The following is a 16,541-nucleotide window of genomic DNA, read 5'->3' as shown; positions in this document are numbered from 1 at the left end:
GTGTGGCCTTGCCCACCGACAGCCCCCCGGCCCCTGGCGGCAAGCTGCTGCATCCAGTGCGGCGGACAGGGGGCGGCAAATGGCGCGGGTTCTGCGGAGGGCGGCATGGGGGCTTGCCGGCACGGCTGCGGTCGTGGCCGCGGCGGCGTTCGCCGCGGCGTGGGTGGGCGAGCGCAAGGCGCAGCGCGTGGTGGAGATCCAGGTCGCCCCGGTCGCCATCCGCGAGGATCCCGCCGCCATCGCCCACGGCAAGTACCTGTATGAGTCGCGCGGCTGCATGGAATGTCATGGCGCCGGCGGGGGCGGCAAGCAGGTGATCGACGACCCCGGCGGCCTGCGCGTGCGCGCGCCGGACCTGACCCCCGCCAATCCGGCCATCGCCGCCTACCAGCCGGTGGACTGGGTGCGCAGCATCCGCCATGGCGTGGCGCCGTCGCTGCGCCCGCTGCTGGTGATGCCCAGTGAAGACTACAACCGGCTCAGCGACGAGGATCTCGGCGCCCTGATCGGCTACCTGCGCAGCCTGCCGGCGGCGATGGGCGCGCCGGCCGAGATCACCATGCCGTGGCCGGTGCGGGCACTGTATGGCGTGGGCGTGGTGAAGGATGCAGCGTCCAAGATCGACCACAGCCTGCCGGCGCAGCAGGCAATGGTGCCGGAGCCGACGCCCCGCTACGGCGCCTACGTGGCCAACGTCTGCCTGGGATGCCATGGGCCGGCGTTTCGCGGCGGCAAAATCCCGGGTGCGCCGCCCGACTGGCCGCCGGCCGCGGACCTGCGCCCGGTGCCCGGCGGCGCGATGGCGCGCTACGGCCAGCCCGCGGCGTTTATCGAGATGATGCGCAGCGGCAAGCGCCCTGACGGCACCGCGCTCAGCCGGGTGATGCCGTTCGATTCCTTCGGGCGCATGAACGATACCGAACTGACCGCCCTGTACCTGTTCCTGGCCGGCCTGCCGCAACGCTAGCCGCGGGCCAGCCGGCGCCCGGCGGCGATGCCGGGCAGCTCGACCCAGCGGTGCAGCAGCCAGGCCAGCGCCAGCGCGAGGACGGCATCGATGGCAAAGCGCAGCAGTTGCATCGCGGTCTGGTCCGGGCCCAGCTCGGGCATCAGGCGCTTGACCGCCTCGATCACGGTGGGATGGGTCAGGTAGAGCGCGTAGGACAGTTCGCCCAGCCAGATCAGCGCGCGCGGCACGCGCAGCATGCCGGTGTGCTCGGCCGCCACCACGCCGGCCACCAGCAGCGCGGCGGGCAGGCCGCGACCCGCCAGGCTGAAGTCCGGCCCGACCAGCGGCAGCGACAGCGCGAACGCCGCGCTGCCGACGGCCAGCAACGCCAGCGCCAGTGCCGGTGTCAGCCAGTGCCGCCAGCGCGCATAGGCCCAGGCCAGCCCGCAGCCCAGCAGGAACTCCAGCACCAGCGGATTGCTGGCCATGGCCAGCCACGGCGCCGCGAACGGGTAGCCCTGCGCGGGATCGGCCACCAGCGTGCCGAAGCGCCACCACGGCAGCAACAGCGTGAACAGCGCGAACACCGCCAGCACCACCAGCAGCGCGCGCCGCCCGGCCAGCAGCAGCCCGAGCGCAAACACCGCGTAGAACGCCAGTTCGTAGTTGAGCGACCAGCCCACGTACAGCGCCGGATAGCCGTAGTAAGGCGCATGGCTGGTGGCAGTCGGCAGGAACGCCAGCGACGCGGCGAACACCGCCGGCGTGACCGGATTGAGCAGCAGCGCGTGCAGCGCCGACATGGTCCAGTACGGCGGCGCCAGCCGGCACAGGCGCCGGATCATGAAGCTGAGCGGACGCTCCGGGCGGGGCCGGGCCAGCACCGCGACCCAGGCGATGATGAAACCGCTGATGACGAAGAACACATCCACGCCGACATGGCCGCGCTTGATCACGTTGTGGGTCAGCCAGTTCAGCACCGGCGCATTGGTGCCGCCCAGCGTGAGTCCGGAGTGGTAGACCACCACCAGCGCGGCGGCCAGGCCGCGCAAGGCCTGGATGCTGTCGAGCCGCGCCACCGCAGGTGACTGCGTGGCGCGGGCGCGGGCTGCCGCGGAGGCGGAGATGGCGGGCGTGGCCGCGGCATTCGAGGCCGGGGTGGTGCCGGCTGCGGGCAACGCGTTTTCTGGAATAGTCGATGGCACTGTTTCAGCGGCAGGAACCGGGTCCCGCCGGGATCGCAAGGCAATCCATGAGGGACAGCGGTTCCTTGCACAAAGTTCGTGCAGCCGGCGCTGACGGGCACGGTAGTGCGCAAAGCCTCCGGCAAGGTGCCGGAAATTGCACTATCCTCACTTGTCCGTTGCGCCAGGCTGCGCGCAAAGGCAATGACCAGCGGGCAACGTACCCAAGGAGTGTCCCCCAAAATGACCACCCTCTCCATCAACGTCAACGGCAAGACCCGCGAAGTCGACGTGGACCCGTCCACGCCGCTGCTGTGGGCGCTGCGTGACAACCTCGAAATGACGGGCACCAAGTTCGGCTGCGGCATGGCCGCGTGCGGCGCCTGCACCGTGCACGTCAACGGCCAGCCCACGCGCAGCTGCGTGACGCCGGCCTCCGCGGTGGCCGGTGCGCGCATCACCACCATCGAAGGCATCGGCACCGACCGCGTCGGGCGCGCCGTGATGGATGCCTGGATCAAGCACGATGTCGCGCAGTGCGGCTATTGCCAGAACGGCCAGGTGATGAGCGCCGTCGGCCTGCTGCGCAGCAAGCCGCGGCCCACCGACGCCGACATCGACCAGGCCATGGCCGGCAACCTGTGCCGCTGCGGCACGTACCAGCGCATCCGCGCGGCGATCAAAGACGCCGCCCGTGCGCTGGCCTGAGCGGGAGCGAACCGATATGCGTATCCGAGGCATCGAAGCCCTGGCCGGCGGCCAGGCAGGCAATAGCGGCGAGGCACGTGCGGACGTCGGCGTGGCGACGCTGGACCGCCGCAGTTTCCTCAAGCTGACCGGGCTCGCCGGCGGCGGGCTGGCGCTGGGCGTGGCACCGCTGGCGCAGGCGCAGGAAGGCGCCAAGCCCAAGGCGCCGCCGTCGCCGCCGCAGGCTTTCCTGGTGATCGCGCCGGACAACACCGTGACCGTGGCCGTGAACCGGCTCGAATTCGGCCAGGGCGTGCATACCGCGCTGCCGATGGCGCTGGCCGAAGAGCTGGATGCCGACTGGCGCAACGTGCGCGCGGCACTGGCGCCGGCGGGCGACCCGTACAAGGATCGCGGCTTTGGCATGCAAATGACCGGCGGCTCGACCGCGCTGAACCACTCGTTCCAGCAGTACCGCGAACTCGGCGCGCGCGCCCGCGCGATGCTGGTCGCGGCCGCGGCGCAGCGCTGGAAGGTCGACCCGGCCAGCTGCAAGGTCGAGCAGGGCGTGGTCACGTCCGGCAGCCAGCGCGCCACCTTCGGCGAACTGGCGCCGGCGGCGATGGAGCTGCCGGTGCCGCAGCAGGTCACGCTGAAGGATCCGGCGCAGTTCCGCATCGTCGGCAAGCCCACGCCGCGGCTGGATGCGCGCGGCAAGATGGAAGCGACCACGCCGTTCGGCATCGACACCCAGCTCAAGGGCATGGTGGTGGCCGTGGTGGCGCGTCCGCCGCGCTTTGGCGGCAAGGTGAAAAGCTTCAGCGCCGACAAGGCCCGCGCGGTGCAAGGCGTGCGCGGCGTGCTGCAGGTGCCGGTCGACCGCGGCGGCAGCGGCGTGGCCGTGATCGCCAGCGGCTACTGGCCCGCCAAGATGGGCCGCGATGCGCTCGAGATCCAGTGGGAAGACGCGGGCTCCAAGGTCTCGTCGCAGGCCTTGTTCGATGAATACGCGAAGCTCGCCGGGCAGCCCGGCACGGTCGCGCGCGCGGGCGAGGGCGCGGGCGAAAGCGATATCGCCGCGGCGATCCAACGCGCGCCGCGCAAGATCGAGGCCGACTTCCGCTTTCCGTACCTGGCGCACGCGCCGATGGAGCCGCTCAACTGCACGCTGCAGCCCCAGGTGGCCGGCGGCAAGGTGCAGTCGGTCAAGGTCTGGGTGGGCTCGCAGTTCCAGACCGTCGACCAGGCCGCGGTGGCGCGCACGCTCGGACTCGCGCCGGACAAGGTGGTGCTCAATACCATGATGGCCGGCGGCGGCTTCGGCCGGCGCGCGGTGCCGACCTCCGACTACATCGTCGAAGCGGCCAACGTGCTCAAGGCCTGGGTCGCCGCGGGCCACACCGAGCCGCTCAAGGTGGTGTGGAGCCGCGAGGACGATATCCGCGGCGGCTACTACCGCCCGCTGCACCTGCACCGCGCCCGCATCGGCCTGGACGCGCAGGGCAAGGTGGTGGGCTGGCAGCACACCATCGTCGGCCAGTCGATCCTGAAGGGCACGCCGTTCGAGCCCTTCATGGTCAAGAACGGCGTCGACGCCACCATGACCGAAGGCATTGTCGAGAACGACTACGACCTGCCGCTGCAGATGTCGGTGCACCACCCGCAGGTGGATGTGCCGGTGCTGTGGTGGCGCTCGGTCGGCAATACGCATACCGCCTTCGTCAAGGAAACGCTGGCTGACGAGATGGCTGCCGCCGCCAGGCAGGACCCGGTGGCGTTCCGCCTGGCGCGGCTCGACGAGAACAAGCACGCGCGCCATCGCGCCGCGCTGCAGCTGGCGGTGGAGAAGTCCGGCTACGGCAAGCGCAAGCTGCCCAAGGGGCATGCCTGGGGCGTGGCGGTGCATGAGTCGTTCAGCACCGTGGTGGCCTATGTGGTCGACGTGTCGCTGGTAAAGGGCGAGCCGCGCGTGCACCGCGTCACCGCCGGCGTGCATGCCAACCGCGTGGTCAATCCGTTGTCGGCCGAGGCCCAGATCCAGGGCGCCTGCGTGTTCGGGCTGGCCATGACCCGCCCGGGGTTTGCCATCGAGATCGAGAACGGCGCGGTGAAGAACAGCAACTTCCCCGACTATCCGCCGCCGCGCATCACCGACGCGCCGGTGGTGGACGTGTTCTTCGTGCCGTCGCAGGACAACCCCACCGGGCTGGGCGAACCCGGCGTGCCGCCGATCGCGCCGGCGGTGGCCAATGCGCTGTTCACGCTGACCGGCAAGCGCCAGCGGCAATTGCCGTTTGTGCTGGCCTGAGCGCGGCCGGGCGGCACTGGCGCTGTTGTAATCGCGCCAGTGCCCGCCCGGCCGTGGCAGCACCCTATTGCCTTTGCGGGGCGAGCCGCGTAGAACGGGGAAAACCGCGTGCGCCAGGCGCGTGGCAAGAATGACCCCGCATCGCCCCGACGCCGCATGACCGCCCGGCCCGGGAGCCGTGCCCGGAGACCGAGGTGTGATCATGGAGACCCAGGAAAGTACGCTGACGCTGGCGCTGATGACCGAACCCGCGCGCATCCGCATCTGCCGCGCGCTGCTTGAGGCAGGCGAGGCCGGGCTGCCGGCCACCGACCTGGCGCAGGTGGCGCGGCTGAGCCTGGGGCGTGCCGGCCATGTGTTCTCTGAGCTGGTGCAGGCCGACGTGCTGGCGCTGTCGATCCAGGAGCGGCGGGTCTGCTACGTGCTGAAGGCGCGGCGCGCCGTCACCGAAGCGCTGGGCTATATCGACGCCAGCGGACTGGCCGACTGACACGGCAAAACGGGCCCCGCGGGGCCCGTTTGCATTGGCGCGGCGGCGCTCACCGCGACCGCTGCATCACTGCTTCGGCGCAGTCATTTCCTGGCGCGCGGCGGCATCCGCTGCCTTGTTCTCGACCTTGCGTTCCTGCCTGGCAGCGCCGACTTCATCCTTGTACTCGCCCTTGGCGGCCTTTTTCTTCGCCTTGTATTCGGCGGCGGCCTGCCGGCGTGCCTCGCGGCGCTCGACCAGCGGGTCCTTCGGCGGCTGGATCTGGGTCACACCGGGAGCGACGCCCTGACCGCCGGCGGGGCTGGCCGCGGTGGCCGGCACGGCAGGCGTTGCGGGGGTTGCGGGCATGCCCTGCGCGGCAGGGCTTGCCGGCGTGGCCGGGGTGGCGGGCGTGGCGGGCGTGGTGGTGGTCTGGGCGATGGCGGCGGCACAGCTGAGGCCTGCCAGGCCTGCCGCAATCACGCTGGCGATTCGGGTATGGCGAGCGGGTTGTTTCGGATCCATGGAATACCTCCAGGGTTAGGGTCGGAAGCGCCGGCCTGGCAGGCGCGGCGCCACGTATGCCGCACCGGCCTGCCTGGCAGGCCACGCGGCGACAAGGCCAGTCTAGGCAGCGGGTTGGCTTCGCGCTGTCGGGCATGCGCCGATCAGAGGTCGGCCTTGTTCCTACAAGTGCCCCGCTCACCCGGGGGAAAACCCGTATCCGGCACCTGTCTTGAAATGCCCCCACCCCGTCCCTATAATTAGCACTCGTCAGGGGGGAGTGCTAACAGCCCTCTGCGACACCTGAACATTTCTGACGGCCGTCGCCTCGGTAGCCGGCCGATTTGTGATCAAAAACTCACTTTGTATCTAGGAGTCCGTATGAATCTGCGTCCTCTGCACGACCGCGTGATCGTGAAGCGTCTGGACAACGAAACCAAGACCGCGTCCGGTATCGTGATTCCCGACAACGCTGCCGAGAAGCCCGATCAAGGCGAAGTGCTGGCAATCGGTCCCGGCAAGAAGGATGACAAGGGCAACAACATCGCCCTGGACGTCAAGGTCGGCGATCGCGTGCTGTTCGGCAAGTATGCCGGCCAGGGCGTGAAGGTGGATGGCCAGGAACTGCTGGTCATGCGCGAAGAAGACATCATGGCCGTGGTCAACAAGTAATCCGTTACTTGTAGCCCCACCCGTACAGATTTCAGGAGATTCAGAACATGGCAGCAAAAGACGTAGTGTTCGGCGACGCCGCACGTGCCAAGATGGTCGAAGGCGTGAACATCCTCGCCAACGCAGTCAAGGTGACCCTGGGCCCGAAGGGCCGCAACGTGGTGCTGGAGCGCAGCTTCGGCGGCCCGACCGTGACCAAGGACGGCGTGTCCGTGGCCAAGGAAATCGAGCTGAAGGACAAGCTGCAGAACATGGGCGCCCAGATGGTCAAGGAAGTGGCTTCCAAGACCAGCGACAACGCCGGTGACGGTACCACCACCGCAACCGTGCTGGCCCAGTCGATCGTGCGCGAAGGCATGAAGTACGTTGCCGCCGGCATGAACCCGATGGACCTGAAGCGCGGCATCGACAAGGCTGTCGGCGCGGCCGTGGAAGAGCTGAAGAAGATCAGCAAGCCCACCACCACCAGCAAGGAAATCGCCCAGGTTGGCGCGATCTCGGCCAACAGCGACGCCTCGATCGGCGAGCGCATCGCCGAAGCCATGGACAAGGTCGGCAAGGAAGGCGTGATCACCGTCGAAGACGGCAAGTCGCTGGCCGACGAGCTGGAAGTCGTGGAAGGCATGCAGTTCGACCGCGGCTACCTGTCGCCGTACTTCATCAACAACCCGGAAAAGCAAGTTGTCCAGCTGGACAACCCGTTCGTGCTGCTGTTCGACAAGAAGATCAGCAACATCCGCGACCTGCTGCCGGTGCTGGAGCAAGTGGCCAAGGCCGGCCGCCCGCTGCTGATCATCGCTGAAGACGTCGAGGGCGAAGCCCTGGCAACGCTGGTGGTCAACAACATCCGTGGCATCCTGAAGACCGCCGCCGTCAAGGCCCCGGGCTTCGGCGACCGCCGCAAGGCCATGCTGGAAGACATCGCCATCCTGACCGGCGGCACCGTCATCGCCGAAGAAGTCGGCCTGACGCTGGAAAAGGCCACGCTGCAGGACCTGGGCCAGGCCAAGCGCATCGAGATCGGCAAGGAAAACACCATCATCATCGATGGCGCCGGTGACGCTGCTGGCATCGAAGGCCGCGTGAAGCAGATCCGCGCCCAGATCGAAGAAGCGACCTCGGACTACGACCGTGAAAAGCTGCAAGAGCGCGTGGCCAAGCTGGCCGGCGGTGTTGCCGTGATCAAGGTTGGCGCTGCCACCGAAGTCGAAATGAAGGAAAAGAAGGCCCGCGTGGAAGACGCCCTGCACGCCACCCGCGCTGCGGTGGAAGAAGGCATCGTCCCCGGCGGTGGTGTGGCCCTGCTGCGCGCCCGCGCCGCGATCTCGGCCCTGACCGGCGACAACGCCGACCAGAACGCCGGTATCAAGATCGTGCTGCGCGCGATGGAAGAGCCGCTGCGCCAGATCGTGCTGAACGCCGGTGAAGAAGCTTCGGTGGTCGTTGCCAAGGTGATCGAAGGCAAGGGCAACTACGGCTACAACGCCGCTTCGGGCGAGTACGGCGACCTGGTTGAAATGGGCGTGCTGGACCCGACCAAGGTCACCCGCACCGCACTGCAGAACGCCGCTTCGGTGGCTTCGCTGATGCTGACCACCGACTGCGCCGTGGCCGAAACGCCGAAGGAAGAGTCGGCTCCGGCAATGCCGGGCGGCATGGGCGGCATGGGCGGCATGGAAGGCATGATGTAATTCATTGCCGACCGACTGCCTTCACGGGCAGGCTGTCATGAAAAACCCCCGCGGGTGCGAGCCCGCGGGGGTTTTTCTTTGGATCGCCGACGTTTGGATCGCCGGCGCGGCAGACAGCAGGCCAGGCCGGGTCAGACCTCGACCACGCAGCACCAGTCGAAGGACTTGTTCTCCACCTCGCCGGTGCGGCGGCTGACATAGCCGCGCGGATTGCAGACCACGCGCGAATTGTCGACGCAGTAGTCGAAGCTGGTGTGGGTATGGCCGTGGATCCACAGGTCTGCCTGCGCCACCAGGTCGGGCCGGCGTGACAGGAAGCCGCCGGAGACCAGATCGTGCGAGAAACGCGGGTCCAGGCTGCCGAGATCCGGGCCGTGGTGCGTGACCACCACCGTCTTGCCGGCGTAGGGCAGCGCCAGCTGCGCCTGCAGCCAGCCAGACGCGGCCAGGTGGCGTGCCAGCGCGTCCTGCGGCGTGAACTGGCGCATGTGGCCGTCATCGCCGCGGATTTCGATCAGCCGGTGGTCGTACATTGCCTTTGCGCACGCCTGCATCGCCTCGTCGCGCCGGTCGGTGCCGAACAGCGTGTAGTCGGTCCACCAGGTCGTGCCGATGACGCGCACGCCGTCGAATTCCGCGACCGCGCCATTGAGCAGGCGCACCCGGGGATGCGCGGCGGCGGCCTCGGCCATCTGCTGGTCCACGACCTCGAAATTGCTCTCGTAGTACTCGTGGTTGCCCGGCACATAGACCACCGGCTGGCTGAACGTGCTGACGGCCCAGTCGATGCCGTCGCGGCCGTTGGCGATGTCGCCGGCCAGTACCACGAGGTCGGCGTCGCACGGGGGCACCGATTCCGGCAAGTGGTGTTCGATGTGGAGGTCGCTCAGGATGCGTAGCTTCATCGGGACTCCGGGCGGGTAGGGCGCGCGCTGCAGGGTCTCGGCGCCGGCAGGGGGATTGCCTGCATTCTTCAGAAGCCAGCCCGTCCGGTCAAGCCCTCGGGTTTGCCCCGGAAAGCAAAAAAGCCCGGAACCTGGTTCCGGGCAAGTGACTGTCTTGCCGGCATTGCACCGGGAGACAGCCGGGGGAAACGGTCGCGGTTTCCCGGGAGTTTTATCCTCCTTGTCCCGCCATGGTTGGCAGCAGCACGCGATAGATCTGGATGAAGGCCGGTCCCAGCAGCACCAGCAGCAATGACGGGAAGATGGTGAAGATCAGCGGGAACAGCAGCTTCAGCGCAATCTTGGCGGCCTGCTCCTCGGCGCGCATGCGGCGCTTGGTGCGCAGCATGTCGGACAGCACGCGCAGCGACTCACCCAGGCTGGTGCCGAAGCGGTCGGCCTGGACCAGCATCGACGCAAACTTGTCCACGTCCTCCACCCCGGTGCGCAGCGACAGGTTGGTCAGGGCCTTTTCCTTCGAGAAACCCGAGCGCAGTTCCAGCAGCATCAGCTGCAGCTCGTCGGCCAGCACCGGGCAGCGCAGCGCCAGTTCGTCGGCCACGCGCATCAGCGCCGCGTCCAGGCCGAGGCCGGCTTCGACGCAGACGGTCAGCAGGTCGATCACGTCGGGGAATTCTTCGAAGACGGTGCGCTGGCGTTGGGAGACTTTGCGGGCGAGGACCAGATTCGGCAGGTAATAGCCGATCGCGCCCAGCACTGCCAGCAGCACGAACATCAGCTGCTGGTTCTGCAGCCCGGGCTGGCTGCTGACCGCCAGTAGTCCCAGCATTGGCAGCCCGACGGCCAGGACGGTCTTGGCGCCGAAGTACAGCGGTGCGGCGCTGGCACTGCGCCAGCCCGCATTCATGAAACGCACGCGCAGCTGCGAATTCTCCCAGCCCTCCTTGGGCAGCGAAAGCCGCGATACCGGCTGCGCCCACTTCACCAGCTGCTCGATCACTGCCTGCTGCCGACCCGAGTCGGCCTCGAATGGCCCGGCCTGGCCGGCGATCTGCTCGGCCCGCCCACGCAGCCGGTGGGGCGCAAACACATAGAGCACGCCGAATACCGTGCCGAACGCCGCCACGAAGACCAGAACGAGTACGATCATCTGGTCGCCCTGGAACCCCTGGAAAATCTCTTGCATGATGGACTCCCGTCAGTATGGCTGTCCAAGGCCTGCTTCTTCTCGTACTGCGCTGAGGTGACCGCAGCCGGTTTCAGACCCGGATCCGGATGATCTTGCGCATCCACAGCACCCCGAAGCTCATCGACACCAGCGCCCCGCCGATCAGGCGCAACCCCAGCGGATCTTCCCACAGCACATTCATGAAGCCCGGATTGACCAACAGGATCAGGCCCGCGGTGCAGAAGGGCAGCAGTCCCAGCACCCATGCAGACATCTTGCCTTCGGCCGACAGCACGCGGATCTTGTCGAACAGCTTCAGGCGCTCGCGCACCATGGTGCCGATCGTGTCGAGGATCTCGGCCAGGTTGCCGCCGCTTTCGCGCTGGATCAGGACCGCGATGACAAAGTAGCGCAGGTCGGCCACCGGCACGCGTATGGCCAGGTTGGTCATGGCTTCGTCCAGCGCCACGCCGTAGTTGATCTCTTCGAAGGTGGTGCGGAACTCCGGCCCGATCGGTGCCTTCATTTCCTGCCCGACCATGCTGAGTGCCCCGCTGAACGAGTGCCCGGCGCGCAGGGCGCGGCTGATCATGTCGACCGCATCGGGCAGTTGCGCCTCGAGTTGCTTGAGCCGTTTGCCGCGCAGGCGCACCACATGCAGCACCGGCAGCATGGCGGTCAGCACCGCGCCGAGCAGCACCAGCGAGGCCGGCACGGGCAGCAGCGGAATCAGTGCGAGCGTGCACAACACCACCATGGCGCAGTAGCCCAGCAGCTGCGCCACGGACCAGGTGCTGCCGGACTGCTCGAGCCAGCGGTCGAGCGCGCCAATGCGCGGCACGCGCATCAGCCACTGCTGCAGGCGCGGCGAGTCGGCCAGCATGCGCTTCTTCAGAATCGAGAGCTGCTCGGCACCGACGTGTCCGCCGGCCGACAGCGCGCGCAGCCGGGCTTCGATACGCTTGGCCGCGGGACCGTGGGCATTGTTCCACCACAGGTAGATGCCCTCGACGCAGAGCACCACGGCAACGAACAGCAGGATGCCGAAGGCGTAGAAGATCGTGCTCATGGGTAGCTCCCCCGGATGGATCGCATTGGTATGGGCCCTGGCAGGTCAGACTTCGTAGCGCTTGGCCGGGTCGTAGGTGTCATCCGGCAATCCAACGCCGAACACGCGCAGCCGCTCGGCAAACTTGGGATACACCCCCGTGGCGCGGAAGTTGCCGCGCACGGTGCCGTCCTTGTCCACCCCGGTGCGCTGGAAGGTGAAGATCTCTTGCATGTTGATGATGTCGCCCTCCATGCCGGTGATCTCCTGGATGCTGATGATCTTGCGGCGGCCATCGGTCATGCGCGCGGCCTGCACGATCACGGTGATGGCGGAGGCGATCTGTTGCCGCATGGCCTTGGCCGGCATGGTCAGGCCCGCCATGCTGACCATGTTCTCCAGCCGCGTCAGCGCATCGCGCGGGGTGTTGGCGTGGATGGTGGTCAGCGAGCCTTCATGGCCGGTGTTCATCGCGTTGAGCATGTCCAGCGCCTCGCCGCCGCGCACTTCGCCCAGGATGATGCGGTCAGGCCGCATGCGCAGTGCATTGCGCACCAGCGCGCGCTGCGTGATCTCGCCCTTGCCCTCGATATTGGGCGGGCGCGTTTCCAGCCGCAGCACGTGGGGCTGGCGCAGCTGAAGTTCCGCGGCATCCTCGATCGTGACCACGCGCTCGTCCTCCGGGATAAAGCCGGACAGGATGTTCAGCAGCGTGGTCTTGCCGCTGCCGGTGCCGCCGGACACCAGCACGTTGACCTTGGCCTGCGACAGCGCCTGCAGCAATTGCGCCATCGGCGGCGTCAGGCTGCGCAAGTTGACCAGGTCGGCCACCTGCAGCGGATTCACGGCAAAGCGACGGATCGACAGCAGCGGCCCGTCGATGGCCGAGGGCGGAATAATGGCGTTGACGCGCGAGCCGTCGGGCAGGCGCGCATCGACCATCGGGCTGGTCTCGTCGATGCGGCGCCCCACGCGCGACACGATCTTCTCGATCACCTTCATCAGGTGCGCGTCGTCGTAGAACAGGACATCGGTCAGCTCCAGCTTGCCGCGCCGTTCCACGTAGGTCTGGCGCGCGGTGTTGACCAGGATGTCGGATACCGTGGGGTCCTTCAGCAGCGGCTCGAGCGGGCCGAAGCCGAACATCTCGTCGTAGATCTCCACCGTCAGCTGGCGGCGCTCGTTGTCGTTGAGCAGCACCTTCTGCTCGTCGACGATCAGGTTGACCAGCGCGGTGATCTCCTGGCGCACCTGTTCCTGCGGATAGCGCGCCAGGCGCTCCAGCTCGACGCGGTCGAGCACGGTTTCGTGCACGTCGCGCTTGAGCTGATGGTAGCCACCCGAGACGGAGGCGGCCGAGGTCGCAAACTGGATCGCGGCGTGGCCGTTGACGGTGAAGGCAGGCTCGGCATTGGCCAGTTGTTCTCGGATCGACATGATGGACTCCTCGTTGGCGGGTGCGGATGACCGTGGCCGGTCGGCTGCAATCGGTGCAATCAGGTGCTCTTCGCGCGCAGCATCAGCCGGCGCAGCGGCGATGCGGTTTCGGTGCGGCTGCGCCGCTCGGCCTCGGCCGGCGTGCAGAGCTGCGTGGCCATCGCCTGCAGCGCGCGCGTCATGGCGCTGCGCCGGCTCAGCTTGGCCACCGGCTCGCCGTGGCTGATGGCTTCGTCCACCGCGGCCGGGTCGTCGGGCAGCGTGAACGCGGCTTTCATGCCGAAGATTTCTTCCATCGTCGCGCGCGGCATCTCGTGCTTGCGGCCGGTGCGGTTGAGCACCAGGCGGACCTTGTCGGCGGGGTAGTGAAGGGCGCCCAGGATATCGAGCAGCCGGCGGCCAGGACGGCCGAAGGAGATTGCGGGTTCGGCGACCACGCAGATGCGGTCGCTGTGGTCCAGCACGCCGATCGACAGCGGGTCGATGCTCTGACCCAGGTCGAAGATCACGAAGTCGTAGGCCGGCTGTACCACCGAGAGGATCCACTCCAGCTTGTCCTTCTGGATCTGGCTGGCCTTGACCGGGTCCGACGCGCCCGCCAGCATGTCGAAGTCGTTGTCCACGTGCACCAGGCAGGCCTCGAGGAAGGCGCTGTCCATGCGGTCGATCTGGCTGCAGATTTCGGGCAGCGTGGACGGCGGGACCTTGTCGCTGACGATATAGGTCAGGTCGCCGAAGTGCCGGTTCAGGTCGATCACCAGTACGCGCTTGCCAAGATGCCGCGCCAGCGCGTCGCCGAGGTTGGCCGCGATAAAGCTGGTGCCGGCACCGCCCTTGCAGGAAATCACGGAAATCACTTGCCCGTTGTCCTGCGCGCGCGGCACGTGGGCGGCTTCGACGCGCCTGAGCGCCTCGGCCAGCTGGACCTTGTCCAGCGGCCACGGCAGCACGTCGCGGATGCCGGCGCGCATCGCCTTGATCAGCACCTCCGAGTTGGGCGCCGGCGTGATCAAGATGCACGGCAGCTCGGGATGCTGCTGGCGCAGCATCTCGACTGCCTGCATCTGCTGCGGGCTGATGGCGGGCAGCTCCAGGACCAGCAGGTCCGCCATGCGCAGTCGGCTGGCATGCAGGGGGAAGCGGCCCAGGCCCTCCTGCAGCGTCATGGCCTGGAAGTTGCCCACCGCGGCGCTGATCCGGTGGATCTCGGCCAGGCGGTTGGCGTCTTCGGAAACGATCAGAATCTTGAGCATGATGAGCTCCTGGCTCGTGCGCGCTAGTTGCAGATCTTGCCGCCGGTGGAGGAGTCGAGGCTCTCCCGCGGCAGCGTGGTCGTGAACGGAGGCAGCGACACCGTGATCGGCACCACCGGAATGAAGGTCTTGACCGTGACATTGGCCACGCTGACGGTGACGGAGCGGCAGGAATTGCGCGCCATGTCATCGTCGGCGTCGCAGCCGCTGGGCTCGTAGGCGACCTGGATATTGCTGGCCTTCAGCAAGGGCATCAGATGCGTCATGCGGTCCTTGAGGGCGCTATCGGTGACGTCGCAGACCACGGCGATGCGCGCGCCCAGCCGGGTGGCTTCGCCGGCGGTGTTCCAGTAGAACAGCACGCGCGAAAACTCGGCGATGCCGATCAGCAGCATGAAGAAAATGCTGGCGACCAGGGCGAACTCGATGGCGGCTGCGCCGGTCTGGCGCGTACGCAGGCGCGGGGTGCGGAGCGGGGTCATAGCACCTGCCTCATTACCGTTGCGATATCGGAGAACGCGAGCGCCCCCACATTGAGGTAACTCTGCATGGGCGAGTAGGTGAAGCCCGAAATCTTCACCTCCACCAGGTTGATTGTCCCCGCCGGCGTGCCGGAACTGCCCCCGCCTTCGTAGATGGCAACGTTGGCATACTGCTTGCCGGCGCAGCCGGTGGCGTCGACGCGGTCGCAGACCACCACCATGGACGTGCTGAGGCCTTTCACCAGCGCCGTGCCGCCGCAAGTGGTCTTGCCATAGACGGCGACGCATTTTGCCTGCTCCACCGGATAATTCGGCTCGCTTGGCGCGTATTGCGACAGGTAGCGCGCCGCGTCGCGCGTGGCCTTGGCCAGGGCGTTGTACTGGTAGATGGCGCGCCCGTACTCCGCCACCCCGGTCACCAGCATCAGCAAGGGCACCAGGACCAGCGCAAACTCCACGGCGACCGCGCCGCGTCGATTGCACCTGCGTTGCCAGCATCGCTTCATGATCGGCTCCTATTGCACCAGCACCGGCACGCGCGGGCCATTGCCCGTGCTGGAACCGGGCACGCCCTGGGTTGCGCACGGGCTGGTCGGGTCCTTCGAGTCGCCGAGGTACTCGATGTAGGTCACGTCCTTTGCGCTGGGTTCCTGCATCGGCTGCACCAGCAGCATGCAGGCCCAGGAGGCCACCGTGGCCTGCTTGGACGAGGCGAGCTCGTTGCAGTCCACCACCGGCACCTGTACCAGCCTGCGGTCGGCGCCAGCCTGGTGCACCTGCCTGGTCGACGGCGTGCCCTTGGTGACCAGGCCGGCGTTGGCGTCGGTCTGGTACGGCTCGTTGGCGGCGCGCTTCTGGATGAAGTCCGGGTAGGCGTTGCCGCCGTTGGGCGGGTTCCATGACTTGACGCTGTAGGCATAGCCGGCAAAGTCGGGGGTACCATGCTCGGGTCCCTTGTAGGAGCCGGTATAGAGCCCGAAGCGCGTATTCCATGCGGGTATCAGTGCCGAGATGCTGCCCGGCTGGCCGACCTTGGACCCCACCACCGACATGTCGCACTGTCCGGAGCCTGCAAGAAGATCCGCCAGCTCGGAGGCACCGCCTCCCGGGGGCGACAGGTCGGCCCAGCCAAAGCTGCCGGGACCGTATGGATCCTTTTCGTCCTTCGATCGGATCCAGTCGCCGCGGTTGTACGCGGTCCTGACCGGGTTCGCCGTTTGCGGCGTGCAGATGTAGACCGGGATGGCGCAGGCGGTCTGCGCGCTGGTGGTGGTGGCGACCGCCATGGCGTTGACGGTGCTGGGCTGGATATTCATCCCGGGCAGGGCATTGAGGACCTGGATGAACCAGTGGGCAATGCCTGTGCGCTCGGCCGTGCATTTGACGTATTTGATCTTGTCGAGCGAGTAGGGAACCTTGTCCTTGGTATAGAAGGTGTTGTCAGGGGTATCGCTGTACGAGACGTTGAGGTTCTCGAACATCTCCACCGCCTTGCCCTGGAACAAGGCGGCGTTGCTCGAGCCGGTGGTCAGGCCCGCCGCCTCGGACACCAGCAGCGGCGTGGCGCCGGTGACGTCGCGCGCCGCGGCCAGCGCGCAGGCATCGACGCTGTTCTGCAGCTCGCTCTTGGTCACATAGAGCTTGCCCAGGTCGAGCGCCAGCCCGACAAAGCCGATCAGCACGGCCAGCGACAGCCCCACGATGATGGCCACTGCGCCACGCTGGCGCTTGCGCCGCGTCAGCGTGGGTCGTGCGAAGCCCGATGCAGACATGATTGCCTCCCG

General features: G+C 67.5%; 16 protein-coding genes. 6 read left to right on the top strand and 10 right to left on the bottom strand.

Annotated features, from left to right (window positions below):
- Window positions 1-79: 79 nt before the first annotated feature.
- Window positions 80-967, top strand: coding sequence for a cytochrome c (locus LIN44_RS14310; RefSeq protein WP_227312633.1), 888 nt, complete (start codon window positions 80-82; stop codon window positions 965-967).
- Here LIN44_RS14310 and LIN44_RS14305 read toward each other — a convergent pair.
- Window positions 964-2,076 (bottom strand): acyltransferase family protein, encoded by a 1,113-nt coding sequence (locus LIN44_RS14305; protein ID WP_370641651.1) that lies wholly within the window; start codon window positions 2,074-2,076, stop codon window positions 964-966. The two genes, LIN44_RS14310 and LIN44_RS14305, sit on opposite strands and share 4 nt — an antisense overlap.
- A gap of 300 nt (window positions 2,077-2,376) precedes the next feature.
- Between LIN44_RS14305 and LIN44_RS14300 the strand changes: the two genes are divergently transcribed.
- From LIN44_RS14300 to LIN44_RS14290, 3 genes are all read left to right on the top strand, one after another.
- On the top strand, window positions 2,377-2,841 hold the full coding sequence (locus LIN44_RS14300; RefSeq protein ID WP_227312631.1) for a (2Fe-2S)-binding protein: 465 nt from the start codon (window positions 2,377-2,379) through the stop codon (window positions 2,839-2,841).
- Between the two features lie 16 nt (window positions 2,842-2,857).
- Entirely contained in the window at window positions 2,858-5,128 is a 2,271-nt protein-coding gene (locus LIN44_RS14295) for a xanthine dehydrogenase family protein molybdopterin-binding subunit (RefSeq protein ID WP_227312630.1), read from the top strand.
- A 202-nt stretch (window positions 5,129-5,330) separates the two neighbouring features.
- Window positions 5,331-5,618, top strand: coding sequence for a transcriptional regulator (locus tag LIN44_RS14290; protein WP_092308394.1), 288 nt, complete (start codon window positions 5,331-5,333; stop codon window positions 5,616-5,618).
- A 66-nt stretch (window positions 5,619-5,684) separates the two neighbouring features.
- Here LIN44_RS14290 and LIN44_RS14285 read toward each other — a convergent pair whose 3' ends face one another.
- On the bottom strand, window positions 5,685-6,122 hold the full coding sequence (locus tag LIN44_RS14285) for a hypothetical protein (protein WP_227312629.1): 438 nt from the start codon (window positions 6,120-6,122) through the stop codon (window positions 5,685-5,687).
- A 360-nt stretch (window positions 6,123-6,482) separates the two neighbouring features.
- Here LIN44_RS14285 and groES point away from each other — a divergent pair, with 360 nt between their 5' ends.
- A complete protein-coding gene (groES, locus tag LIN44_RS14280) occupies window positions 6,483-6,773 on the top strand; it encodes a co-chaperone GroES (RefSeq protein ID WP_008644494.1) in 291 nt (96 codons plus the stop codon).
- Window positions 6,774-6,820: 47 nt separating this feature from the next.
- Window positions 6,821-8,464, top strand: a complete 1,644-nt coding sequence (groL, locus tag LIN44_RS14275; protein WP_227312628.1) for a chaperonin GroEL — start codon at window positions 6,821-6,823, stop codon at window positions 8,462-8,464.
- 131 nt (window positions 8,465-8,595) lie between these two features.
- Here groL and LIN44_RS14270 read toward each other — a convergent pair whose 3' ends face one another.
- The 8 genes from LIN44_RS14270 to LIN44_RS14235 all read right to left on the bottom strand — a co-directional run bounded on the left by LIN44_RS14270 (window position 8,596) and on the right by LIN44_RS14235 (window position 16,529).
- Window positions 8,596-9,369 carry a metallophosphoesterase gene (locus tag LIN44_RS14270; RefSeq protein WP_227312627.1) on the bottom strand — a complete coding sequence of 258 codons (774 nt, stop codon included), beginning with the start codon at window positions 9,367-9,369 and terminating at the stop codon, window positions 8,596-8,598.
- Between the two features lie 211 nt (window positions 9,370-9,580).
- Complete coding sequence (locus LIN44_RS14265) at window positions 9,581-10,555, bottom strand: type II secretion system F family protein (protein WP_227312626.1); 975 nt, start codon at window positions 10,553-10,555, stop codon at window positions 9,581-9,583.
- A 73-nt stretch (window positions 10,556-10,628) separates the two neighbouring features.
- Entirely contained in the window at window positions 10,629-11,606 is a 978-nt protein-coding gene (locus LIN44_RS14260) for a type II secretion system F family protein (RefSeq protein ID WP_227312625.1), read from the bottom strand.
- 45 nt (window positions 11,607-11,651) lie between these two features.
- Window positions 11,652-13,022, bottom strand: a complete 1,371-nt coding sequence (locus tag LIN44_RS14255; protein ID WP_062797211.1) for a CpaF family protein — start codon at window positions 13,020-13,022, stop codon at window positions 11,652-11,654.
- Between the two features lie 59 nt (window positions 13,023-13,081).
- Window positions 13,082-14,275: an AAA family ATPase gene (locus LIN44_RS14250; protein WP_227312624.1), complete on the bottom strand. Its 1,194-nt coding sequence runs from the start codon at window positions 14,273-14,275 to the stop codon at window positions 13,082-13,084.
- Window positions 14,276-14,298: 23 nt separating this feature from the next.
- A complete protein-coding gene (locus LIN44_RS14245) occupies window positions 14,299-14,757 on the bottom strand; it encodes a TadE family protein (RefSeq protein ID WP_227312623.1) in 459 nt (152 codons plus the stop codon).
- A complete protein-coding gene (locus LIN44_RS14240) occupies window positions 14,754-15,263 on the bottom strand; it encodes a TadE/TadG family type IV pilus assembly protein (protein WP_227312622.1) in 510 nt (169 codons plus the stop codon). The genes LIN44_RS14245 and LIN44_RS14240 overlap by 4 nt, the downstream gene beginning before the upstream one ends.
- A 9-nt stretch (window positions 15,264-15,272) precedes the next feature.
- Window positions 15,273-16,529, bottom strand: coding sequence for a pilus assembly protein TadG-related protein (locus LIN44_RS14235; RefSeq protein WP_227312621.1), 1,257 nt, complete (start codon window positions 16,527-16,529; stop codon window positions 15,273-15,275).
- Window positions 16,530-16,541: the final 12 nt, after the last annotated feature.

Source organism: Cupriavidus sp. MP-37, assembly GCF_020618415.1.
Taxonomy (GTDB): domain Bacteria; phylum Pseudomonadota; class Gammaproteobacteria; order Burkholderiales; family Burkholderiaceae; genus Cupriavidus.
Note: the sequence above shows the minus strand (reverse complement) of the source record. Positions and strands in the feature narration are given on the sequence as shown.